The 24,472-nt window shown below is 33.6% G+C and carries 20 protein-coding genes; 14 read left to right on the top strand and 6 right to left on the bottom strand.

What is annotated here, in order from left to right; all coding sequences use genetic code 11:
- The first annotated feature begins 12 nt into the window (after positions 1 to 12).
- The 5 genes from EI427_RS14260 to EI427_RS14240 all read left to right on the top strand — a co-directional run bounded on the left by EI427_RS14260 (position 13) and on the right by EI427_RS14240 (position 6,013).
- Positions 13 to 1,413 carry a sodium-dependent transporter gene (locus EI427_RS14260; RefSeq protein ID WP_126615774.1) on the top strand — a complete coding sequence of 467 codons (1,401 nt, stop codon included), beginning with the start codon at positions 13 to 15 and terminating at the stop codon, positions 1,411 to 1,413.
- Positions 1,414 to 1,629: 216 nt separating this feature from the next.
- Positions 1,630 to 3,174, top strand: a complete 1,545-nt coding sequence (locus EI427_RS14255; RefSeq protein WP_126615772.1) for a glycine--tRNA ligase — start codon at positions 1,630 to 1,632, stop codon at positions 3,172 to 3,174.
- Between the two features lie 86 nt (positions 3,175 to 3,260).
- Positions 3,261 to 3,920 carry a glycoside hydrolase family 73 protein gene (locus EI427_RS26260; RefSeq protein WP_240655308.1) on the top strand — a complete coding sequence of 220 codons (660 nt, stop codon included), beginning with the start codon at positions 3,261 to 3,263 and terminating at the stop codon, positions 3,918 to 3,920.
- Positions 3,921 to 4,138: 218 nt separating this feature from the next.
- Positions 4,139 to 5,056, top strand: coding sequence for a helix-hairpin-helix domain-containing protein (locus EI427_RS14245; protein WP_170178476.1), 918 nt, complete (start codon positions 4,139 to 4,141; stop codon positions 5,054 to 5,056).
- 15 nt (positions 5,057 to 5,071) lie between these two features.
- Positions 5,072 to 6,013, top strand: a complete 942-nt coding sequence (locus EI427_RS14240; RefSeq protein WP_126615768.1) for a M20/M25/M40 family metallo-hydrolase — start codon at positions 5,072 to 5,074, stop codon at positions 6,011 to 6,013.
- Positions 6,014 to 7,427: 1,414 nt separating this feature from the next.
- Here EI427_RS14240 and EI427_RS14235 read toward each other — a convergent pair.
- Entirely contained in the window at positions 7,428 to 8,126 is a 699-nt protein-coding gene (locus EI427_RS14235) for an SAM-dependent methyltransferase (protein ID WP_126615767.1), read from the bottom strand.
- Positions 8,127 to 8,345: 219 nt separating this feature from the next.
- Between EI427_RS14235 and EI427_RS14230 the strand changes: the two genes are divergently transcribed.
- Entirely contained in the window at positions 8,346 to 9,407 is a 1,062-nt protein-coding gene (locus EI427_RS14230; RefSeq protein ID WP_205727860.1) for a Na/Pi symporter, read from the top strand.
- Here EI427_RS14230 and EI427_RS14225 read toward each other — a convergent pair.
- Positions 9,404 to 10,330: a hypothetical protein gene (locus EI427_RS14225; protein ID WP_126615763.1), complete on the bottom strand. Its 927-nt coding sequence runs from the start codon at positions 10,328 to 10,330 to the stop codon at positions 9,404 to 9,406. The genes EI427_RS14230 and EI427_RS14225 overlap by 4 nt on opposite strands.
- Positions 10,306 to 11,109, bottom strand: coding sequence for a sulfite exporter TauE/SafE family protein (locus tag EI427_RS14220; RefSeq protein WP_126615761.1), 804 nt, complete (start codon positions 11,107 to 11,109; stop codon positions 10,306 to 10,308). Before EI427_RS14220 ends, EI427_RS14225 begins: the two co-directional genes overlap by 25 nt.
- Before the next feature lie 102 nt (positions 11,110 to 11,211).
- Here EI427_RS14220 and serS point away from each other — a divergent pair, with 102 nt between their 5' ends.
- From serS to EI427_RS14205, 3 genes are all read left to right on the top strand, one after another.
- On the top strand, positions 11,212 to 12,486 hold the full coding sequence (serS, locus tag EI427_RS14215) for a serine--tRNA ligase (protein WP_126615759.1): 1,275 nt from the start codon (positions 11,212 to 11,214) through the stop codon (positions 12,484 to 12,486).
- A gap of 141 nt (positions 12,487 to 12,627) precedes the next feature.
- Positions 12,628 to 12,885 (top strand): 30S ribosomal protein S20, encoded by a 258-nt coding sequence (rpsT, locus tag EI427_RS14210; protein ID WP_126615757.1) that lies wholly within the window; start codon positions 12,628 to 12,630, stop codon positions 12,883 to 12,885.
- 130 nt (positions 12,886 to 13,015) lie between these two features.
- On the top strand, positions 13,016 to 14,239 hold the full coding sequence (locus EI427_RS14205; RefSeq protein WP_126615755.1) for an acyloxyacyl hydrolase: 1,224 nt from the start codon (positions 13,016 to 13,018) through the stop codon (positions 14,237 to 14,239).
- Here the strand turns inward: EI427_RS14205 and EI427_RS14200 are convergent.
- From EI427_RS14200 to proS, 3 genes are all read right to left on the bottom strand, one after another.
- Complete coding sequence (locus EI427_RS14200) at positions 14,236 to 15,225, bottom strand: radical SAM protein (RefSeq protein ID WP_126615753.1); 990 nt, start codon at positions 15,223 to 15,225, stop codon at positions 14,236 to 14,238. The two genes, EI427_RS14205 and EI427_RS14200, sit on opposite strands and share 4 nt — an antisense overlap.
- A gap of 82 nt (positions 15,226 to 15,307) precedes the next feature.
- A complete protein-coding gene (locus EI427_RS14195) occupies positions 15,308 to 15,943 on the bottom strand; it encodes a NeuD/PglB/VioB family sugar acetyltransferase (protein ID WP_126615751.1) in 636 nt (211 codons plus the stop codon).
- A 97-nt stretch (positions 15,944 to 16,040) separates the two neighbouring features.
- Positions 16,041 to 17,513, bottom strand: a complete 1,473-nt coding sequence (proS, locus tag EI427_RS14190) for a proline--tRNA ligase (RefSeq protein ID WP_126615749.1) — start codon at positions 17,511 to 17,513, stop codon at positions 16,041 to 16,043.
- 201 nt (positions 17,514 to 17,714) lie between these two features.
- Here proS and EI427_RS26180 point away from each other — a divergent pair, with 201 nt between their 5' ends.
- The 5 genes from EI427_RS26180 (at position 17,715) to EI427_RS14165 (ending at position 24,456) form a co-directional block, all read left to right on the top strand.
- Positions 17,715 to 18,698, top strand: a complete 984-nt coding sequence (locus EI427_RS26180; protein ID WP_205727859.1) for a hypothetical protein — start codon at positions 17,715 to 17,717, stop codon at positions 18,696 to 18,698.
- Positions 18,699 to 18,827: 129 nt separating this feature from the next.
- A complete protein-coding gene (locus tag EI427_RS14180; RefSeq protein ID WP_170178474.1) occupies positions 18,828 to 20,621 on the top strand; it encodes an OmpP1/FadL family transporter in 1,794 nt (597 codons plus the stop codon).
- Positions 20,622 to 20,640: 19 nt separating this feature from the next.
- The gene (locus EI427_RS14175) at positions 20,641 to 21,858 is read left to right on the top strand and encodes an HD domain-containing protein (protein ID WP_126615745.1); all 1,218 of its coding nucleotides are present in this window, start codon (positions 20,641 to 20,643) and stop codon (positions 21,856 to 21,858) included.
- Between the two features lie 78 nt (positions 21,859 to 21,936).
- Positions 21,937 to 22,980: a UDP-3-O-(3-hydroxymyristoyl)glucosamine N-acyltransferase gene (gene lpxD / locus EI427_RS14170; protein WP_126615743.1), complete on the top strand. Its 1,044-nt coding sequence runs from the start codon at positions 21,937 to 21,939 to the stop codon at positions 22,978 to 22,980.
- An 81-nt stretch (positions 22,981 to 23,061) separates the two neighbouring features.
- A complete protein-coding gene (locus EI427_RS14165; RefSeq protein ID WP_126618423.1) occupies positions 23,062 to 24,456 on the top strand; it encodes a bifunctional UDP-3-O-[3-hydroxymyristoyl] N-acetylglucosamine deacetylase/3-hydroxyacyl-ACP dehydratase in 1,395 nt (464 codons plus the stop codon).
- Positions 24,457 to 24,472: the final 16 nt, after the last annotated feature.

The raw sequence follows: 24,472 nt of genomic DNA, 5'->3' as shown, positions 1-24,472 counted from the left end.
TTCTTATAATTTATGGCGGGGGTATCAGAAACTAGTCGAGGAGGCTTTTCAAACAAATTAGGTTTTATACTTGCTGCAGCTGGTTCTGCAGTTGGGTTAGGTAATATATGGAAGTTTCCATTCGAAGTAAGTGATGGAGGTGGAGGTGCCTTTGTTGTAATGTATCTTGCTTTTTGCTTCTTATTATGTTTTCCTGTTATGTTGGCAGAAATTGCAATAGGTAGAAACACTAATAAAAATGCTGTAGGTGCTTTTACTGCACAAGGAAATAAGCCTTGGTCAGCAGTTGGTAAATTAGGAGTTGTTACTGGAATATTTATTCTATCATTTTATAACATTGTAGCAGGATGGGCTTTAGGCTTTGCTATAGAAATGTTTGCGGGTAATTTCTCATTAGGTCAAAATTTTGGAGAGTTTGTAGGAAATTGGCAACTAAACTTATTGTTCTCATCCATTTTTATGGTTGTAACAGTAGTGATAGTATCTAGAGGTATTTCTGGAGGTATAGAAAAGGCTTCTAAGATATTGATGCCTTCTTTATTGGTATTGATTTTAGCATTAATGACTTATTCTCTTACTCAGGATGGTGCTTTAGAAGGTGTTAAATACTATTTGATTCCAGATTTTAGTGAAGTTACTTTTGAAACTGCATATGGTGCAATGGGACAAGCCTTTTTCTCTTTATCACTAGGTATGGGAGCATTGATTACTTACGGTAGTTATGTAGGGAAAAAAGATAATATGGTGCATGCTACTTTTATGATCTTATTAACGGATGTAGGAATTGCATTTATTGCAGGACTAATGATGTTTGCTTTTATTTTTTCTCAAGGTTTAGACCCAAGTAATGGAGGAGCAGGATTAATTTTTACTGTATTACCAGGAGCATTTGAATCTATTGGCCCAGTAATGGGAAGAATTATAGGAGGATTGTTTTTTGTTTTACTTTCTTTTGCAGCATTAACGTCAACTGTAGCTTTATTAGAAGTTCCAGTTGCTTATGTAGTAGATGAATTTGAAGTGAGAAGAAGTCGTACTGTTTGGATTGTAGGATTAGTAATATTCCTTTTTGGTATTCCTTCAATGTTAGGAAATGGCACTGTAGAGTTCTTTTCAGAGTTCATAACTTACAGTAGTGGTAAAACAGTCTCATTTATGGATTTCATCGAAAATCTAGCTTCTGATACTTTTATGCCTTTAGGAGGCTTACTAATATCATTTTATACTGCATGGGTATGGAGAGGAGATAACTTTAAAAAAGAAATTGAAAATGGGAATCCAAACTTTGGAAATTCTCTTTTAGGAAAATATACAATCTTTGCATTAAAGTACTTAGCTCCTATAATTTTAGGTTCTATTACAATAATTACCATTTTACTTAAGTTCTTTGGAATAGATGTAATTGGGGCTTAATTGTAGTTAGATTTTTTGCAAAATAACAACGCATGAAAATTTAATTCTCATGCGTTTTTTTATTGACTAGCTTTCAAAATAATATGAATTGTAGGATAATAATTAAGTTTTTGTCTGATTTCAGAAAAATTAGGAGGATATATTAAATATAGAGTGTTTTAATGCTTCTGATTTGCTAATTTTGAAGCTGAATTTTTGAAAAAAGATCATTGAGTAATGGCAAAACAAGATAAAGAAAATATGTTCCAAAAAGTTGTATCTCATGCAAAAGAGTATGGCTTTGTATTTCCATCATCGGAAATTTATGGAGGACTTCAAGCAGTATATGATTATGGATCAAATGGTGTTGAATTAAAAAACAACCTTAAAAAATATTGGTGGGCATCTATGGTGCAAATGCACGAAAATATTGTAGGTGTTGATGCATCAATCTTTATGGATCCGAAGGTATGGAAAGCTTCAGGTCACGTGGATGCATTCAATGATCCATTAGTAGATAATAAAGATTCTAAAAAACGTTATAGAGCAGACGTTCTTATCGAAGATTTGATGGCTAAATATCAAATCAAGATAGAGAAAGAAGTTTTAAAAGCTCAAAAACGTTTTGGAGATGATTTTGATAAAGATCAATTCTTAGTTACTAATCCAAATGTACTAAGAAACCAAACTAAAATTGACGCGATCGAAGCAGAGTTTAAAACTGCTTTAGAGAACGAAGATATGGAAGGTTTGAAAACGATTATTGAAAGTAACAATATCGTTTGCCCAGTTAGTGGTACTTGTAATTGGACAGATGTTCGTCAGTTTAACTTAATGTTCTCTACAGAATTAGGTGCTGTAGCTGGAGATTCATCAAAAATCTACCTTCGTCCAGAAACGGCTCAAGGTATATTTGTGAACTTCTTGAACATTATGAATACGTCTAGACAACGTCCTCCTTTTGGTATTGCTCAAATTGGTAAAGCATTCCGTAATGAGATCGTTGCTCGTCAATTTATCTTTCGTATGCGTGAGTTTGAACAAATGGAAATGCAATTCTTTGTTCAACCAGGTACAGAAATGAAATGGTATGAGTTGTGGAAAGAACGTAGAATGAAGTTCCATCATGCAGTTGGAGCAGCAGAAAACTATGTATTCCATGATCATTTAAAAACAGCTCATTATGCAAATGCAGCGGTTGATATTGAATTTAAATTCCCATTTGGACAGAAAGAATTAGAGGGTATCCACTCTCGTACAGATTTTGATTTGAATGCTCATCAAGAACTTTCTACTAAAAAATTACAATACTTTGACCACGAGTTAGGTAAAAATGTAGTTCCTTATGTTGTAGAAACTTCTGTAGGTTTAGATAGATTATTCTTATCAATTCTTACTGGTGCATATACAGAAACGGAGGAGAATGGTAAATCAAGAACTTTCTTGAAATTCCACCCTGGTATTGCTCCAATTAAAGCGGCAGTATTCCCATTAACTAAAAAAGATGGATTACCAGATAAAGCATTGGAAGTAATGAACGAGATCAAATTTGATCATAATGTTACTTACGAAGAAAAAGATGCTATTGGTAAAAGGTATACACGCCAAGATTTAATCGGAACACCTTATTGTATTACTGTTGATCACCAAACGTTGGAAGATAATACAGTAACTGTAAGAGAAAGAGATACGATGGAACAATTTAGGTTACCAATTTCAGAATTGAAGGCATTCATGGATGAGAAAGTATCGTTAACAAGTTTGTTGAAACAGTTGGTATAATCCACTAATTTGATATAAATTTAGGCTCATGATTTGCAGTGACAACTGTAGTCTTGAGCCTTTTTAATTTTTTGATCCAATTTCAAATGAAGAAGTATTATTTTTTAATTCCTATACTACTTACTCTTATTTTTTCATCTTGTCAGTCTTTAAGTAAATACACGTATTCTAACCGTGTAGAAAGAAGAAATAGACAACTTTTAGCAGAGAATGGAGGTGGTAATTCTAACGCACAGTCTACCACAAAAAATAATACTGCTAAACCAAAAAAAGGGGTTGAAGATAAGATACCTGCAGGAAAGAAACTTACACCTCAAGAATATATTAGTATGTACAAGGATTATGCAATAGAATCTATGCATAAAAAGAAGGTGCCTGCTAGTATAACTTTAGCTCAAGGTTTATTAGAATCAGGGAATGGGAATAGTAAATTATCAAGAGCATCAAATAACCATTTTGGAATTAAATGTGGTGGTAATTGGAGTGGTGAATCTTATAAATATGATGATGATAGACCTAATGAGTGTTTTAGAGTTTATGATTCTGTATTAGATTCATATGAAGACCATGGAGACTTCTTGAGAACTAGATCATGGTATTCATCTTTATTTGATTTGAGAATTACTGATTATAAAGGGTGGGCAAAAGGTTTGAAAAAAGCTGGTTACGCAACAGACCCTAAATATCCATCTAAACTGATTACTATAATTGAAACATACCGCTTAAATGAACTGGATAAGCGGTAATTAATATTATTGTATTAACGATTCTACTACTAACAATTTTGAAAAACTTTCTACTTTTAGCTTATCTACAGGAAAAGATAAGTATGCGAACTCGCGAATTTTTTAGTTTACTCCTACTTGTTCCAATATTAATTTTATGTCTTTATTCTCCTCAAATTTTTAAGGAACTACATCGAGAGTTTTTTCCAAGTGATGAGTTAGAGTTTACATACATATTATTGGAACAGAAAACCTCTAAAGATAATTTTGATCCTAATTTTGCTACTCCACAACATTGGAAAAAATATGGCATACCTTTTTATTTAGGAGAAAGAATTGTGAGGTTTAGATTAAAAGGAGGATGGTTTTATCAGAAATCTGATCTGAAAAAGATTAATGGCATGACTACTGAATTATTTGCTTTGGTAAGTCCCTACCTCAAAATAAGTGAAAAATCTCCACATAAATCAAAAAGCTTTTTTAATAAAAAAAATAAACCAAATATAAAATTAAGAGAAAAAAAACCTCTTCAACTTTCATTATTTAATCCTAATGATGTTAAAAGAAAAGAACTTGAAGAAATGTTTTTTCCGTCATCAATTATTAAATCTTTATTGGGTTATAGAGAAGCAGGAGGAGTTTTAAAAATTAAACAAGACTTCTTAAAATTATATGGAGTTGATTCTGTATTCTATAAAAAGGTATATGATTCTATTCTTCTGCCAGAAGACCTAGTAATTAAAAAGAAAGTCATATATTCAGTTGATATTAATAAAGGAACTGTAGAAGACTTTAAAAAGTTAAACGGGATAGGGGAAGTAAGGGCAAACAAAATTATTGACTATAGAAATAAATTAGGAGGTAGTTTTTATAAAAAAGAACAGCTTTTAGAGATTTATGGAATAAAAGATGTTTATAAAGATATAGCTTCTCAATTAGTTTTTAAAAGTAGTACTATTATTAAAATAGAGATGAATACTGTTAGCTATGAAAAATTGGCTACTCACCCTTATATTTCCTATAAACAAGCAAGGTGGATTATTAATTATAGAAAGCAACACGGTCCTTATACTACTGTAATGGATTTACTTAAAATTAAGACCATAAATGAACCTGATTTGGAGAATATAATTCCATATTTATCATTTCGTAAATAGATTTTTTAATAGAGAATGTTGTTAAGAGTATTTTTTTATGTTTTAATTAGTATTATTTCTACTCACCTAATAGCTCAGGAGCGTAGGTTAGACCCTGTGTCTTTACTTACAACAACTAGGATTTTCTCTTCTGATTATTTTGAAGGCCGTAAAACAAATACAAAAGGAGGTTTATTAGCAAGGGATTACGTTGTTGATAAATTTGAAAAGGTAGGCCTAAAACATTTCGATGACTCTTATATTCAAACTTTTGATTTTTATAATAAACTTTATAATATCCATGAAGTGGGTCACAATGTGATTGGTTATGTGGAAGGTAAGCAAGTGACTCACCCTAGTGACGGGTGTATAATTATTGGAGCTCATTATGACCACCTTGGTATATTTGGAACTAACATCTATAATGGAGCAGATGATAATGCTTCAGGAGTAGCTGCACTTATAGAAATAGCGAGAGAATTTGTAAAGAACCCTGCAGATTTACCAATTGTATTTATATCTTTTGATGCTGAAGAAAGTAGATGTGCAGGTTCTGCATATTTTCTTGAAAGTAACCTTATACAGTTAGATTCAATATTGCTGTTTGTTAATATGGATATGATTTCCAAAAGTGATATTAACGAATTATCTGTAACAGGAGTTCACTATCATAATGAGTACCGTAAGGATATTCAAAATAGTGTAGCAGGAAACATGACTGTTAAGTTTGGTCATGATCGAAGAAGAGATGAAGGCTTAAATAATTGGGTATTTGCTTCTGATCACGGTGAATTCCATAAAAAAGGAATACCATTTATCTATTTTGGAGTAGAAGAACATAAAGATTATCACAGGCCATCTGATACTTTTGATGGTATAAATATTGGTTTTTTTGTAGATTCTAGTGCTATGATATTAGCTTTTATGGAAAAAATTGGACATAAAAAAAGCCTTCTAAGAAAAATTAGAAAGCTTTAATTATAGCTGTAAGGGAAGGAGTCGAACCTTCACGGAGTGCTTAGCAAATAGACAAATCGTGTGTGCATCGCACGTTTAGTGGTCAACCCATTACCTAGTGTTTATCGCGAACCTCCACCCCCGAGACAGGAGGGCATGTCTGCCAGTTTCATCACCTTACAGTGTTATTATATCAAAAGTCTACTTATTCGTATAATAAGTAGTAGCTGTAAGGGAAGGAGTCGAACCTTCACGAAGTGCTTAGCCTTCTAGTAAATCGTGTATGCATCACACTTTCATTACTAAATGTTTATCGCGAACCTTCACCCTCGAGACAGGAGGGCATGTCTGCCAGTTTCATCACCTTACAGTATTATTATATCAAAAGTCTACTTATTCGTATAATAAGTAGTAGCTGTAAGGGAAGGAGTCGAACCTTCACGAAGTGCTTAGCCTTCTAGTAAATCGTGTATGCATCACACTTTCATTACTAAATGTTTATCGCGAACCTTCACCCTCGAGACAGGAGGGCATGTCTGCCAGTTTCATCACCTTACAGTGTATTATATCAAAAGTCTACTTATTCGTATAATAAGTAGTAGCTGTAAGGGAAGGAGTCGAACCTTCACGAAGTGCTTAGCCTTCTAGTAAATCGTGTATGCATCACACTTTCATTACTAAACGTTTATCGCGAACCTTCACCCTCGAGACAGGAGGGCATGTCTGCCAGTTTCATCACCTTACAGTGTTATTATATCAAAAGTCTACTTATTCGTATAATAAGTAGTAGCTGTAAGGGAAGGAGTCGAACCTTCACGAAGTGCTTAGCCTTTTAGTAAATCGTGTATGCATCACACTTTCATTACTAAATGTTTATCGCGAACCTTCACCCTCGAGACAGGAGGGCATGTCTGCCAGTTTCATCACCTTACAGTGTATTATATCAAAGTTCTACTTATTCGTATAATAAATAGTAGCTGTAAGGGAAGGAGTCGAACCTTCACGGAGTGCTTAGCAAATAGACAAATCGTGTGTGCATCGCACGTTTAGTGGTCAACCCATTACCTAGTGTTTATCGCGAACCTCCACCCTCGAGACAGGAGGGCATGTCTGCCAGTTTCATCACCTTACAGTATAATAATCTTTTCTTTAACTGAGTCAGATAATCGTTTTACCTTTCCCTTTTCTTGTTGATACAAAGTAAAGGAATTTTATTTTATACTGCAAACTTTTTAATGAAATACCTTAATATTTATATATTTGATAAAAATAAAGATTTATTTTTATCAAATTCATAATTACATTAGATTATTAGAAGTGTTGATTAGTGAATTAATAATAGTAGCTCACTTAACATAAAAAAGACCTTCACTTTTGGAGTGAAGGTCTAGTCAAAATTCAAATTTTCAGCTAAATAAATGCTATTCTCCTAACATTATGACTGAAGAATGAAGATAGTTGGTTTTTTATGAATATCTACTTTCTCAAATTTCCATTCTTTTAGAGTAAGCGTTTTAATATATTCATCTTCTGCTTGAATATTTGATGCAATACAAAGTTTTGTCATTGGACTTAAGTTATTGCATAAATCTTCTAACATAGCTCCATTTCTAAAAGGAGTCTCCATAAATATTTGTGCTTGGTATAAATTGGCAGAATCTTTTTCAAGAGTTTTCATGGCTTTAATTTTTTCTGCTTTTTGAATTGGCAGGTATCCATGAAATGCAAATTTTTGGCCGCTTAAACCAGAAGCCATTAAAGCAAGTAATATAGAAGATGGACCAACAAGTGGTTTTACTTTTATATTTTTCTTATGTGCGTATTGAACAGCTAAAGCACCAGGGTCTGCAATACCCGGACATCCTGCTTCAGATATAATACCTATATTTTCTCCTTTAGGAACAGATTTGAATAAGTTCTGAACCTGTTCTGGTTTTGTTTTTTTATCTAAGATTTGAATATTTAGATCTTGCACTGTAATTCCCTCTATCTTCCATCCTCCGATAAAACGACGAGCAGTTCTAAGATCTTCAACAAAAAAGTATTTTGTTGATTGCAATGCTTTTTTAGTTTCTTCGGGCAGTACATCATAACGTTCTGCAGCAAGAAGACTTGGAATTAAGTATAAAATCACGATAAATATTGTTTAAAAGATTATTTCATTAACAATGTTAAAATCACTTAATTTATATTAATTCATTTTTTATTAATATACTCTGTGTAATTTGAACACTACTATTTACTAATTTTACAAACTTAATGAATTAGGTGCTGATAAATAGCAAGAGCCACGATAAACAAGAAAAAATTGGGAAATGTTGATTATGGTGAAATAATAAAGAAGTCATTTTTCATGATTTGTGCATTTTATTTAATGTTCATTTCATTTGGAGTGATGAAATACTCTTTCACTTTATTGGGAGGAGGGTTTGCAGAAGAATTAGTTACTGCGGCACACAATCCTTTTATATATTTTTTTATAGGCCTTCTAGGAGCTGCAATTTTCCAGAGTAGCTCTGCTGTTACTTCTATACTAGTAGGTGCGGTTGGTTTAGGACAAGTGTCTTTAGATGATGCTGTATTTGTTGTGATGGGAGCTAATATTGGTACTACTGTTACAAGTACAATCGTAGCGTTAAGTTATATAGATAATAAAAGTGTTTTTATGCGCGCCCTATCTGGAGCAGCATTACACGACTTTTTTAATATTTTTGTTGCAATAATTTTAATGCCTTTAGAATTAACAACAGGTTTCCTTTCTAATTTATCACAAATAATAGCAAGTAGTTTTTTCTCTACTGATCTTCCTATTAAGAATGCCCACTTTAGAGGAGTAGGAATAGGAGTTGATACTATGATAGATCACTTATTTTCTGGAATGACTGGCCATCCATTCGTATTACTAGGTATTGCCATACTTATGATGATCTTCTCTTTAAAATTAATAGGAGGTATGACTAAGGAGGTATTGATGACAAAAAGTAAATTAAAGGCAGAAGATTTCGTTTTCAAAAATGATTTTGTGAGTCTTATCTCAGGTTTATCTTTAACAGCTGTTGTTCAGTCTAGTTCTATAACGTCATCTTTAATTGTTCCTTTAACTGCAAGTAAGAAAATTGGTTTACCAAGGGCTTTTATGTTTATTATGGGCGCTAATGTAGGTACAACAATTACAGCCTTATTAGCAGCTTTAGCTACAGGTACTGAGTATGGAGTTGAGATTGCTTTAACTCACGTATTATTTAATGTTATTGGGGTGATAATTTTCACTACAATTCCTATACTAAAGAAATTACCTGTTTGGTACTCTAAAAAATTAGGTTATTTGGCTGCAAGAGAGCGTATATTTGGTTTTCTATACTTGTTTACATTATTCTTTGTCTTGCCGTTTATATTGGTTTGGGTAAGTACTTAATTCCAAATTTCTGTTTCGCCTTTATCATAAGTATATTTCGAAGGCTTTTCTTTCATGGAATTTGATTTCCCCTTCATTTGAGCATTTTGAATTGTTTTAAAGTGTGGTGCAAACTTTTTCTTTTGCACATGCTTATAAGAATTCTTACCATGCCCTTTACCATAATACATTTTAGTTAAAGTAAGGCGTTGCTTTATTTTAATATAATTAGGTTCAAAGTTAGCAGCTTGTTTTGCAATACGTCTATTTCTAGATCTATCTACAACTACATATCCTCTATATTTCGCAGCTTCTTTACCTACTTTACGTCCTTTATTTTTTTCAACAACAACATATCCTTTTTGGTTTGCTGCATCGCGACCTACTTTACGTCCTTTATTTTTCTCTACAATAACATATCCTTTTTGATTGGCAGCAGCTTTATTTGTTTTTCTACCTTTATTTTTCTCTACTGTAACTAATATAGGAGTGTTTTTATGTGCATCTACTGCTTTTTGCTTTTTCTTAGGATTGTTATTTACATAAGGCTTGAATTTTTTCATGTCTTTAGAGACATTTTTCCGAGCATTATCAGATAATTTGATATTAGGATTTACTTTCCCAGCATTCTTTGATTTTCTTTTAGATTTCTGCTCTTCTAAAGGTTTGTTTCCGGTATTTTTACCTCCATATTCTTTAGATTGACTAGGAGTTAATGGAGCAGTAGCTTTATTCACCTCGTAAGATTTCTGCTTTTTTGATTTTTCTTTTTTCTTCTGTTTTTGCGTTTTACCAGATTGTTTTTTCTTCGTGATATTCTTCGCATTCTTATCTCTATTTTCTTGAGCATAGACAGCAGAAGTACTAAATGCACTAAAAAGACAAATAGTACTTATGATAAGTAGAATTGAAAAAGTATTTATTGAAACAGATGTACGAGCCATGTTAGTAATCCAAACATTTTTAAAATAGAAATTGCTACCATAGAAACGAGTAGCCACTTTATTATTTCGTTGGCTTTTTCAGATCCTGATGCAAATTTACCTGCAAACCATGTGCCTATAACTTGTCCGACAGCCAATAGAATAGCCGCAAGCCACATTACTTGTCCTTTATAAAGAAAAACAAGGAAAACAGGTAAAGTATATACAGCAATAATAAGCATTTTTATAGCATTGGCTCTAATAAGTGTCATTTTTCCTAAGTTAGATACACTAACCAATATCATAATACCTATACCTGCTTGTACGAAGCCACCGTAAAAACCAATAGCAAAGAATATTATATTATCTCTCCAAACAGTGTACTTTGGTTTTTGTCCAACAGCAAATTGAACTGCAGGAGAGTGCTTTTTCTTTTTTAGAATTGGGTAAAGCATTCCTATCATTAATGTTCCAATAATGTATTGTAAAGTTTGCTCATCTATATCAGCTACTGTCACTGCACCAACAATAGCTCCAATTAGAGAAGGAATAACAAACCTTAGTGAAGAAGGAATATCAAGTAAATTACTTTTTTTAAATGTATAAGCCCCAGTAGCATTTTGGAATAAAATACCTAAACGGTTAGTTCCATTAGCAACACCTACAGGCATACCTAGAAACATTAGTAAAGAAAGCGTAAATAGTGATCCACCTCCTGCTAATGTATTAACTATTCCAGCTATAATTCCAGTAATTATGTATGCAATGATTGATGTATATTCAAATAAATGAGAATCCATGGGTAGTTTTTACGGGTAATTTCTTTTTTAGCAATTTTAAGTGAGTTCTCGTTCTAAAAGTTAACTATATTTGTACTTGAAATTCAAATAAAATAGACAAAAATGTTATTAGTCTCATATATATCTGAAAATAAAGCAGAAGTAATCGAAGGGTTACAGAAAAGACATTTTGAAAATCCAGTAGAAACGATAGATAAAGTATTGTTATTGGATGAGTCAAGACGTCGTGCTCAAAAAGACCGTGATGATGCTTTAGCAGAAGCGAATAAGAGTGCCAAAGAAATTGGTATGCTTATGAAATCAGGTCAAAAAGAAAAAGCTGAAGCTGCTAAAGCTTCTGCTGCAGAGAATAAACAAAAGGCAAAAGATTTAAGTTCAACAGTTGCTGAACTTGAAGAAGAGTTACAAAATTTATTATATCAAATCCCAAATATTCCACATCCAAGTGTAATTGAAGGATACTCTGATGAAGATAATGAGGTAATGTATGAGAAAGGTGATATACCTACTTTACATGGTGGTTCAAAACCACATTGGGACCTTATAGAGAAGTATGATATTATTGATTTCGAATTAGGTAATAAAGTAGCTGGAGCAGGTTTTCCTTTTTATAAAGGTAAAGGAGCTCGTATGCAACGTGCATTGATAAGTTTCTTTTTAGACGAAGCAGTTGATGCAGGGTATACAGAAGTACAGCCCCCAATATTAATTAATGAAGCATCTGGTTATGGTACAGGACAACTTCCAGATAAGGAAGGACAAATGTATTATATGCCTGCAGATGATTTATATTTAATTCCTACTGCAGAGGTGCCTATTACAAATATCTTTAGAGGTGAGTTGTTACAGGAAAAAGATCTACCTAAAAAGATGGCAGGGCATACTCCATGTTTCCGTCGCGAAGCAGGATCTTGGGGTGCTCATGTTAGAGGTTTGAACAGGTTACATCAATTTGATAAAGTTGAGATAGTTGAGGTTCAGAAAGCAGAAGATTCTGCAGAAGCTCATGAAAGAATGGTATTGCATGTAGAAATGCTACTTCAAAAATTAGAATTACCTTATAGACGTTTACGTTTATGTAGCGGTGATTTAAGTTTTAACGCAAACCTTTGTTTTGATCTTGAAGTTTATTCTGCTGCGCAAGAGCGTTGGTTAGAGGTTAGTTCAATTAGTAACTTCGGAAACTTCCAAGCAAATCGTTTAAAATTAAGATTTAGAGATAATAACAAAAAAACTTCTCTTCTTCATACTTTGAACGGTTCAGCCTTGGCTTTACCACGTGTTTTAGCCGCAATTCTTGAAAATAATCAAACAGAAAAAGGTGTTTTAGTACCTAAAGTACTGCAGAAATATACGGGATTTGATATAATTGACTGATAGATAGTAGATATTTATCGTTGTTAACGTACAACCCACTTGTTTATTAATAATAAATACAATATTTTTGCATTCCGTTTGAGAGATATTCGTGAGGATTGATACTCAAACTTAATCTAAGAATTTTAATACTTATATATAATGGCAAATCATAAGTCAGCAAAGAAAAGAATTCGCTCTAACGAAGCGAAACGCTTAAGAAATAGATATCAACTAAAATCTACGCGTACTTTTGTTAAACGTCTACGTGAAACAAAAGATCACGCTGAAGCTGTTGAGTTGTATACTAAAGTAGCATCTATGATTGATAAGTTAGCAAAGCGTAACATCATTCATAACAAAAATGCTGCACACAAAAAATCTAAATTAGCTAAGCACGTTAACCAACTTGCAGCTTAATTTGATCTTTTTCAATTAATTTTGAAAAACTAAGAAGCCAAGATTATTTATTAATCTTGGCTTTTTTTATTTTTACACTATCGATCTTTTACTGTTCAAGATATTACTACTAGACTTCTAAGTTATTAACATGAACTATAACAAACTCTTACTAGGATTCGGGTTGCTTTTTTTATGTATATTCCATTTAAAAAGTAATGCTCAGTCATTAGAATTTTTAAAAGCAGATACCACGGATTCGAATAAAACTTATCCACGCCAAATTTTTGGTCAAACTAAAATTCATTTTGGAGGGCATTTTTCTACAGGAGTAGATGGCTTAGAAGAAGTGGAAAATAATTATTTTAGTGCTCTAGAATTACGTGTTGGTTGGAAAGGATATGGTCGTAAGAAATGGCAACAACTTTTTGGCTATCCTACTTATGGTTTTGGTTTGTACCAAGCTACCTTTTTTCCAGAAGCAAATATTTTGGGTAATCCGAGTGCACTATATGGTTTTTTTAATGGTCCGTTTAAAACCTATAAAAATTGGAGTCTAAATTATGATTTAGGTGCAGGTTTAGCTTACGACTTCTTTGGTTATGACCCTAAAAATAATCCAGATCAGACGGCTATTGGAAGTGATTTTAATTTTTATTTAACTGTTAGTGTTGAAGGGAATTTTAAAATTTCAAGAAGATTAGATGGTTCTGCAGGTTTATTATTTACTCACTTTTCTAATGGTAGAACAAGAACGCCTAACAAAGGGGTAAATTTATTTGGAGCTAACATTGGAGTTAAATATTATTTTAATCCATATATCCCTAAAAAGGGAGGTGTTTATACTCCAAAAGATAAAGATCCAAGAGAAAGAAATATACATTATGATTTACCCGAATTTCATCCGTTCTGGGAGTATTATTCTTTTGTCTCGGGAGGTGTAAGTACATCACCATACAATATTGAAGACCAAAATAAATATTATGGTACAGCAACATGGGCAGTTGATGTAGCAAGAAATTATAGCCGTAAAGGAAAATATGGTATTGGTGTCGATTTATTCTATGATGGTTCTTTAGTAGAAGAGTATCAATCGCAATACCCAAATGGAGTACCAAATAGTAAATTGTTTTATCCAGGTATTCATGTCTCTCATGAGTTAATGATTCATCGCTTTACTGTAGTTACACAAGTAGGTGTTCCGTTAATGAATGTAGAAGGCCGTGGTGGTTGGTACGCAAGAGTGGGAGGTAGATATGACTTTACAAAGAATGTCTTTGCTCATGTAGCATTGAAGACACCAGGAGGCTTTATTGCTGATTTTATTGAATGGGGTGTCGGATTCCGAATGTACGGTAAGCGTAACGGTGTCTAAAGTGTGGATTTAGTGAAAAAAGCATTTTTCCAAGTACCTTTCCAATAATTGTATTTTAAAGTGCTAGGTAAAGCTTTCCAAAAATATTTATTGATCTCTACGGAGAAGGAAGGTTGCATATAGCAATTTATAGCACATCCTTCACATTCAGGTAATTTTCCTTCTTGAGCGATGATTGCCTGAATTTTTTTTGATTGATACAATGATGTGAGTTCTCCATTAATATCAAATTCTTGCTTTCCGAGGTGGTAGCAAGGTAGTATTAATGAGTTTTTAGGTGAGATAACAATACTAGTACTAGCAGCTTTACACACAGGGTTATCAATACTATTACCACCATCTTGTCTAAGTGTCAAAAAGGCATCATTTAAAAAGACATATTTTTGATTGGACCACTTACTTAGTTTTTCAATTGATTGTTTTGAAAGGCCACCACCAACTTCTCCATATTCGAAGATGGGGTTTAGTAGAAGAATCAAATTGTTGGGGAGTGTAATTTGATTATATACTTTTGAAATATCTTCAATGTTATTATTCATAACAGTAAATAATATATCAGGTTTTTCGCCAAGTGATTTAGCTATTTCAATTGATTCAAGAACTTTGTTATAACAAGCAACGCCTCTTCCTTCATCATGATTCTTTTGATCAAAAGAATCTAAAGAAAAATGAAGCATATCAATTAACCCTTTTAGTAAGTGAGCTTTTTTAGGATACAGTAATCCATTTGTAGTAATAGTGGTTATGAAGCCATATTTTTTAGCAAGAGTAAGTAATTCGGGTAATTGTTGATGTAATAGAGGTTCTCCGCCTGTGAAATCAATAACTTTAACGCCTAATTTTTTTAAATCAATAAGGTTTTTTTCTGCATCCTTTAATGTGATATACGGAGAAGGCTTTTCCCAAATATCACAAAAATGACATTTTGCATTACAACGGTAAGTAACATAGTAATTACATAATACAGGATGTGAAATGAGGCGCATTGTAAAATTAGAATGTATAATGATGAGTTAAGAATTAATTGATAGTATATCTACCGTGTTTAATTCTTAACTCATACTTTAATTAAATTTCTTGAGCAGGCATACCAAAAACGGTAGCATTGGCTTTCACTTCGGTCATTACAAGTGATCCAGGAGCAACTTGAGCACCTTCTCCAACAATTACGTTAGATGAGATAATTGCACCCGATCCAATTAATGCACCTTTACCAATTTTGGCTCCTGTACCTATAATTGCACCCGATCCAATAGTTACTAAATCTTCTAGTTCTGCATTATGTTCTAAAACAGCATTACTATGAATTACACAACTTTCGGGAACTTTAGCGTCGTAACCAATACGAGCGCCTGCATTTATAAAGTTACCATATCCAAGGTATGCGGAAGGAGAAATACTAGCATCTTTGTGGATAGCATTTACAGGCATCGATTTACGACGTTCCTTAAGCATTTGTGTTACTTTCTGACGTGTCTCTTGATCTTCAATAGCCACAAAAGCATCACACTTTTTGCCAATATGTTTTAAAAATCCATCATTAGAAGGAGCTCCCATAACGGATACTTCTCCAATTTCTGCTCCATGCAGTTCTTCGTTGGTATCAAGAAAGCAAAACACTAAAATATCTTGACTCTTAAAAATATCTAGAGCAGCTTTACCTAAACCACTAGCACCAATGATGATAACTGGATTGATTTCCATAAGATTTTATATTATCTACGAAATTTTGAATAAAAAACGGATAGTACTTGTAAAATACAACTACTACCCGCTTAAAAAACTTTATTAAAGCAACTATTTAGTATGCTTTAGCAAAAAGTACACGTTGTGTAGATGGGTTGCCTGTAAGGATACAAGCACCTTCTTCTTGCTTATTATTTAAAGGAATACAACGAATTGTAGCTTTCGTTAAGTCCTTAATTTTATCTTCTGTTTCAGAAGTTCCATCCCAATGTGCTGCAATGAAACCACCTTTATTTTCTAAGACATCCTTGAACTCGTCAAAAGTATCTACAGGAGTGATATGTGCTTCACGGTAATCAAATGCTTTATTGAAGATGTTTTCTTGAACATCATCCAATAATTTTTGAATAGATTCGATAACACCATCCAATTGATACGTATTTTTCTCTTTAGTATCACGACGAGCAATTTCAACTGTACCGTTCTCTAAATCACGTTGTCCCATTGCTAAACGAACAGGGACACCTTTTAATTCCCAATCAGCAAACTTGAAACCAGGACGTAAATCACGGTCATCAAATTTTACAGAGATGTTGAGTGCTTGTAAAGCTTTTTGAATCTCTTTTGCTTTTTCAGAAATAGCATCTAATTGTTCTTGACTTTTGTAAATAGGTACAATAACAACTTGAATAGGAGCTAATTTTGGAGGAAGAACTAATCCTTCATCATCTGAATGAGCCATAATTAATGCACCCATTAAACGTGTACTTACACCCCAAGATGTACCCCAAACATGCTCTAACTTATTGTCTTTATCAGAAAATTTTACATCAAATGCTTTTGCAAAATTCTGACCTAAGAAGTGAGAAGTACCTGCTTGTAATGCTTTGCCATCTTGCATCATTGCTTCGATACAGAAAGTATCTACAGCACCAGCAAAACGCTCATTAGCAGTTTTTACACCTTTTACAACAGGAACAGCCATAAAGTTTTCAGCAAAATCAGCATAAACATCTAACATTTGCTTTGTTTCTTCTATTGCTTCTCCTTTAGTAGAATGAGCAGTATGTCCTTCTTGCCATAAAAACTCCGAAGTACGTAAGAATAAACGCGTACGCATTTCCCAGCGCATAACATTTGCCCATTGGTTTACTTTTAAAGGAAGATCTCTATACGATTGGATCCAATTTTTATAAGTACTCCAAATTACAGTTTCAGACGTTGGACGAATAATTAATTCTTCGTCTAATTTAGCGTCGGGGTCTACTACAACACCAGAGCCATCTTCTGCATTTTTTAAGCGGTAATGTGTTACTACAGCACATTCTTTAGCAAAACCATCAACATGGTCTGCCTCTTTACTTAAATAAGATTTTGGAATTAAAAGTGGAAAGTAAGCATTTGAATGCCCAGTATCTTTAAACATTTTGTCTAAAGTTTGTTGCATTTTTTCCCAAATTGCATAACCGTATGGTTTAATAACCATACATCCTCGTACTGCTGAGTTCTCAGCTAGATCAGCCTTTTTTACCAACTCGTTGTACCAAGCTGAATAATCGTTGCCTCTCTTTGGTAAGCCTTTTGCCATTATGTATAAACTATCTGAAAGTGGTTACAATCAAGTATATAAAAACCTCTTGAAGTGTTAAAGTTAATGATATATTGCTTAATATTCTTATATTTGTCTAGAAGCTATCACTAACAATATTTTTTGGTTTCCAAGAGGAGCACAAATATAATAGTTTTTTAATCCCATTGGAGACTTTAAAGATATGTAACTACGTTTATTATGAATAAATGGATATATACTGCCATAAGTACACTATTCACTGTAACTTCTGTATTTGCACAGGAATTTGATGACATGTATTTTACTAAGGCAGACAGAGAAGCATTAAGTGCAAAACCTGCAATGCAGCCGTTAAACATTGGTAATCATGATTTTCCTGATTCACCGGATCGTCAAGCACCCCAAAGTCGCTTTGCGAACCCGGATGGTGTGGGTACTGGTTATGGCTATCAATATTATAATGTAGAAAATGGAGCTATACCTTCATCAATCCCATCTACAGGATCTGCTTATATGGATGCTACTCAAGGCATGAGTATTGCCGAACAGCAATCTGGAAAAAGCAGTAGTGGAGGGTTTTTCTCTAACCCATCTGTATCTCTAGGAATGAGTGCAGGAACTTATGGAACAAGTACTAGTGTTGGTATCGGTTTTGGAAACAATTCAGCTTTTAGCTTAGGTATTGGATTCGGAATGGGTATGGGCATGGGTGGAATGTATCCAGGTTATGGTATGGGTGGTATGTACCCAGGCTATGGCATGGGTGGAATGTACCCTGGTTATGGTAGATATCCTGGCTACGGCTATGGTGGCGGAATGTATGATCCAATGTATGGAGGATACCCAGGTTACGGATATAGAGGTTATCCAGGATATGGTTATTACCCTACTATTCGTTCTAGAACACCTACAAGTGAACAAGTAGCAAGAGCACAAAGTGTTCGATCTAGAGTGACAAATGCACCTGCTGCAGGTGTTAAGTATCCTTCTAGATACAGAGAATCTTCTGTAGCAAGAACTGCAACTGCGCCAAGAACGACGACAACTCGTCCTTCAAATAATAATTGGAATAATTCTAGAAACTCTTTTAATAATAATTCATTACAAAGACCTAGTTCTACATCAGGATCTTCGTTTAGATCTGCACCTTCAGGAGCAGGTAGAAGTAGTGGATCTGCTGGTCGTTCTGTAAGAAGACGATAGTATTAAATAGTTTCTCAAAATATTTTAAGGATGTTTCTATACGAGACATCCTTTTTTTGTAACTTGACATTTCTAACAATCAAATCAAGCTCATCTCTTATATTTTTTAATAATTCATCAAATCACGATATGTTTAAAAGAGATTATAAGAAACCAATTTTATTAATAGCATTCATCGCATTCTTTAACTTAATTTCGAATGCACAGAATGGAGACATACCTCCAGCTTTTGGGTATTATAAGGATGCAACACGTTTTTCTCAGCAAAATATTGTTGGGTCTGCAAGAATTAGAGCTTTAGGAGGTGCGGGTGTGTCTTTAGGTGGAGATATATCACATGGTATTTTAAATCCTGCAGGTTTGGGTTTTATGCGTAAATCTGAATACCAATTATCAATGGGTTTAGGTTTTACAGGTACTACATCTTCTGGAGATGGAGTTCAAGGTAGTGGAGAGCAAACAAGATTTTTCTTACCTCAGTTGGGTGCAGTTTGGGCAAGTTCTAAATCTTCATCAAATGGTGGGAAATGGAGAGGGGGTGCCTTTTCAATTTCTTTTAATAGAATAGCAGATTATAATAGCGATGTCTATTATACTGAAAATGGAAGTAACCCAACATCATTGTTAAACTATTTTGAAGAAGCTGCATATGGAACCTATAAATCAAATATGGATTTAGCATCACAAGATTATGCCAGAGGATATACCTTATTATCTCTTGGTGAAATGGCATATGCTTTAGATTTAATTAAACCAGTTTATAGTGATGACGATAACAGCTATAATTATTATTATAATTCAGATAGAGATAAATATGGGTTTCCGATTACTGTAAATGGAACTGATACATCATATGTAAAGCAAAGAACCCAAATGGTAAAAACAAGAGGTGGACAATATGAAACTACTCTTGCTTATGGTGGTAATTTTGATGATAAATTCTATTTTGGTGGTAAAATTGGTATCCAAAATATCAATTATACGAAAACAAGTGAGTACGTTGAAATTAGAGATCAGGAATTAACCTACCTAGGTTTGGCTGAAGAGTTTGAAACTACTGGTTGGGGTGTAAATTTGTCTGCAGGTGTTATCTGGAGACCAATTGATGCATTACGTATTGGAGCAACTTATACTTCTCCTACTTGGTATGGTTTAAATGATTATTATACTTCTAATCTAACACGAACGTATGATAATTACGCTTGGGATGATGCTGCCTATCAAAATCAACATTTTAATTCTGCAAACTTTCCTCCCGAAGAAGGTCCTGATTATGTTTATAACCCAGAAGGAAAGGACTTATATAACCCTAATGCATCAGAATCTGCCACATACAATGGTAAAAAATCTGCAACGCACGATAGAATCCGTACCAAATATAACATGACTACACCTTGGAAAGCCTCAGGTGGTATTTCTACATTCTTTGGTAAGAAAGGCTTTTTAACTGTAGATGTAGAATATGTTGGTAATTCTGCAATTAACGTTAGCGATGGAACAACTTATTATTTGGAAGGAACTTATTCTGAGTTTAGTCAACCATTAAATTTTGATGGAGATAATTATATTCTAAACGAAGAATTAAGAAATACTGTAAATATACGTGCAGGTGGTGAATACAGAATGAGCAAACGCTTAATGCTTCGAGTGGGCTATGCTTATTATCAAGATGCACAGAAAGAAGAATATAATTTGGGTGTTGATAAAAGTAAGCAGTTTTATACTGGTGGTTTAGGTTATAGAAATAATAAATTCTATGCAGATTTTACTGTAATATATAGTAAATGGAAAGGTATAGAAAGCCCTTATCAATTAGATGATAATATTTCACTAGATAATAGTTCAACAGTATTAATTTACCCAATAATAGATGTTGATTACAATAGAACGGAATTACAATTAAGTATAGGTAAACGTTTTTAATGTTTAAAGTTCTCTACTCATGACTTATAAAATGATTAATGACCCAATTTATGGGTTTGTGACTATTGATTCGCCATTAATTTTAGAATTGGTGAATCACCCGATATTTTTGCGACTATCACGTATTAAGCAAATGGGGTGCTCAAGTGTTGTATACCCTGGGGCAATGCATACTCGTTTTAGTCATGCATTAGGAGCAATGCACTTAATGAAATCCGCAATAGAATCTATTGTAAGAAAAGGTACAGAGATTTCTAAAGAAGAAAAAGAAGCAGCAATGATTGCAATTCTTTTACATGATTTAGGACACGGACCATTTTCTCATGCTTTAGAACATGTTCTCATCAATGTACATCACGAAGAACTCTCTTTATTTTTAATGGAAAAAATGAATAAAGAGTTTGATGGTAAGCTTAATATGGCTATCCAAATGTTTACAGGGAAATACCATAGAAAGTTTTTTCATCAAATGGTATCTAGTCAGTTGGATATGGATAGGTTGGATTACTTACAACGAGATTGCTTTTTTTCTGGTGTAGTAGAAGGAAGTGTTGGTGCTGATAGGATAATCAGAATGCTTGATGTGCATAATGATGAAATTGTTGTATTAGAAAAAGGAATCTACAGTATAGATAGATTTTTAAATGCTAGACGTATGATGTATTGGCAAGTATATCTACATAAAACGGGGTTAGCAGCAGAGTTAATGCTTCAAAATATAGTAAAAAGAGCAAAATACTTATATACACAGGGAGTAGAATTACCATGTGATGAAACACTTAAATTTTTTCTTCAAAATACTTTTACAAAAGAAGATTTTGAACAAAATGATGAGCTGATCGATAAATATCTAAAGATTGACGACTTTGATATTTGGCATATTATAAAGACATGGGAGAATAGTGGAGATAAAGTTTTAGAAGTACTTACAAAGGGTATCTTAACAAGAAGATTGTTTAATTGTGAGATGTCAATTGAAAAAATAGAAGCAGAAAAGTTAAAAACTGTTGAGAAAGAATTATTATCAATTGGCTTTTTACCCTCAGATTTACCCTTTTTATGCCTTCATGGAGATGTGAGTAATTCAGCGTATACGTCTGCTAAACAAGGGATTAAGGTGAAAATGAAGACGGGTGAGGTGATTGATATTTCTGAAGCATCAGATTTGCCAAATATTGAAGTTTTGACGAAAATTGTTACAAAACATTACCTATGCCAACCCAAAGTTGTATCTTAGCGTGATTTTTTGTTTGTTTTAGACATTCAAAAACGTTTTTTGTTCAAAATCAACTTGTGGATATAGTCATATCTTACTATGAAATTAGAAATTACCGTACAACAAATTGCAGGATTACTTCAAGGTGAAGTAGTTGGAGGAGATCCAAATGCTAAGATTTCATCAATCGCAAAAATTCAAGAAGGAGATGCATCTGCTATTTCTTTCCTTGCGAATATGAAATATGAGGAATTTATCTATAAAACAGGAGTTAGTGCGGTAATTGTAAGTAAGGGATTTGAACCGAAGGAAGAAGTTCCTTGTGCAATGATTGTTGTAGAAGATGCTTATGCAGGTTTTACAGATCTTCTTACAGAGTACCAACGTATGCTTAGTTTAGCAAAAGTAGGTATTGAGCAACCAGCATTTATACACGAATCTGTAGAGATGGATAAAGCAACTGCTTATGTAGGTGCTTTTACTTATATCTCTCAAGGAGCGAAAATTGGTAAAAATGCTAAAATTCATCCACAAGTTTTTATTGGAGAAGGAGTTGAGATTGGAGATAATTGTGTAATCTATGCAGGTGTAAAAATTTGCCATGGTTCTAAATTAGGAAATAATTGTACACTTCAAGCAGGTGCTGTAATTGGGTCGGATGGCTTTGGTTTTGCACCTCAAAAAGATGGTACATATAAAACTATTCCTCAAATAGGGAATGTTATTCTTGAAAATAATGTTGATGTAGGAGCAAATACTGTTGTAGATAGAGCTACAATGGGATCTACTATATTAAAACAAGGTGTGAAATTGGATAATCTTATTCAGATTGCACACAATGTAATTATTGGAGAGAATACAGTGATTGCTTCTCAGACAGGTGTTTCTGGTTCTTCGGAAATTGGAGCACAATGTATGGTTGGTGGTCAAGTAGGTGTTTCTGGACATATAAAAATAGCAGATAAGACAATGATTGCAGCACAATCAGGTATTGCTAAAACAATTAGAGAGACAGGTACCCGTGTAATGGGATCACCTGCAATTTCATCTATGGAACATTTAAAATCTTTTGCAGTTTACAGGAAGCTACCTGAGTTACAAAGAATTGTAAGAGATTTGGAGAAAAAAGTATTAAGTTTGTAGCCAAGTTGAGTTTTCAACTGTTATAATAAGTAAAATAACCAAGTAGTACGGCAACTTTAGAATTGCCAAATCTATCTTATGATGTATACAAAACAGCATACTATCAAAGCACCAGTGACCGTTGAAGGCGTTGGTATTCATACAGGGGCAAATAGTAAAATGATCTTTTTGCCTGCAGATGTAAATCACGGATTCAAATTCCAAAGAGTTGATATTGAAGGTCAGCCTATTGTGGATTGTGATGTGGACAATGTAGTAGATGTATCGAGAGGTACAACTATTGAGCAGGATGGTGCAAGAGTAAATACTGTAGAGCACGTTTTAGCTGCTTTGGTAGGTTTACAGATTGATAACGTATTAATTCAGATTGACGGCCCTGAACCTCCAATTATGGAAGGTAGTTCTATTAAGTTTGTAGAAGCTTTAATGGAAGTAGGTGTTGAAGAACAATCTATGTTACGTAACTTCTTTGAAGTACCTGAAGGGGTATTTTACAAAGAAGATGACAGAAAAGTAGAAATAGCAGCATTACCATTAAACGATTACCGTTTAACTGTAATGGTTGATTATAATTCTCCTGTATTAGGTAGTCAGCATGCCGCATTAAACGATATTGCTGATTTTGCTAGTGAAGTAGCTTCTTCAAGAACATTTTGTTTCTTACATGAAGTAGAAGCTTTACGTAAAGCGAACCTAATTAAAGGTGGTAACTTTAACAACGCAATTGTAGTTGTTGATCAAGTAGTATCAAAAGATACTTTGGACGAATTGGCTGATTTATTTGAATTGCCAAGCGTTGAAGTAGCAGAGGAAGGAATTTTGAATAACGTAAAATTACGTCATCCAAACGAACCAGCTCGACACAAATTACTTGATATGGTTGGTGATTTAGCATTAGTTGGTCGTCCAATCAAAGGTCAAATTTTAGCAGCAAGACCTGGTCATGCGGCTAATGTTGCATTTGCTCGTAAATTAAAAAGTTTGATGCTTAAGTCGGCACGTAAAAATGTACCAACTTATGATATTCATCAACCGCCAGTTTATGATGTAAATAAAATAGAAGAAATGCTTCCTCACAGATATCCATTTAGATTAGTGGATAAGATTACAGAGATTACAGATAAATATGTGATCGGTGTAAAAAATGTGACTATAAACGAAGAATTCTTCACAGGACATTTTCCTAGTAATCCAGTTATGCCAGGTGTTCTTCAGATTGAAGCAATGGGGCAAACAGGTGGTATCTTAGTTTTAAATAGCGTAGATAATCCTGAAAACTATTGGACTTACTTTGTAGGTGTTGAGGAATGTAAATTCCGTAAAATGGTTGTTCCTGGAGATACTCTTGTCATTAAATGTGAGTTGATTCAGCCAATTCGTAGAGGTATCGCTAAAATGAAAGGTCAAGCTTACGTTGGTGAAAAACTTGTTACGGAAGCTATCATGACTGCTAGTCTTGTAAAAAAAGATAACTAGAAAATAGATAAGAATA

The organism is Flammeovirga pectinis (assembly GCF_003970675.1).
Classification (GTDB): Bacteria; Bacteroidota; Bacteroidia; order Cytophagales; family Flammeovirgaceae; genus Flammeovirga; species Flammeovirga pectinis.
This window is presented reverse-complemented; position numbering and strand designations above follow the sequence as displayed.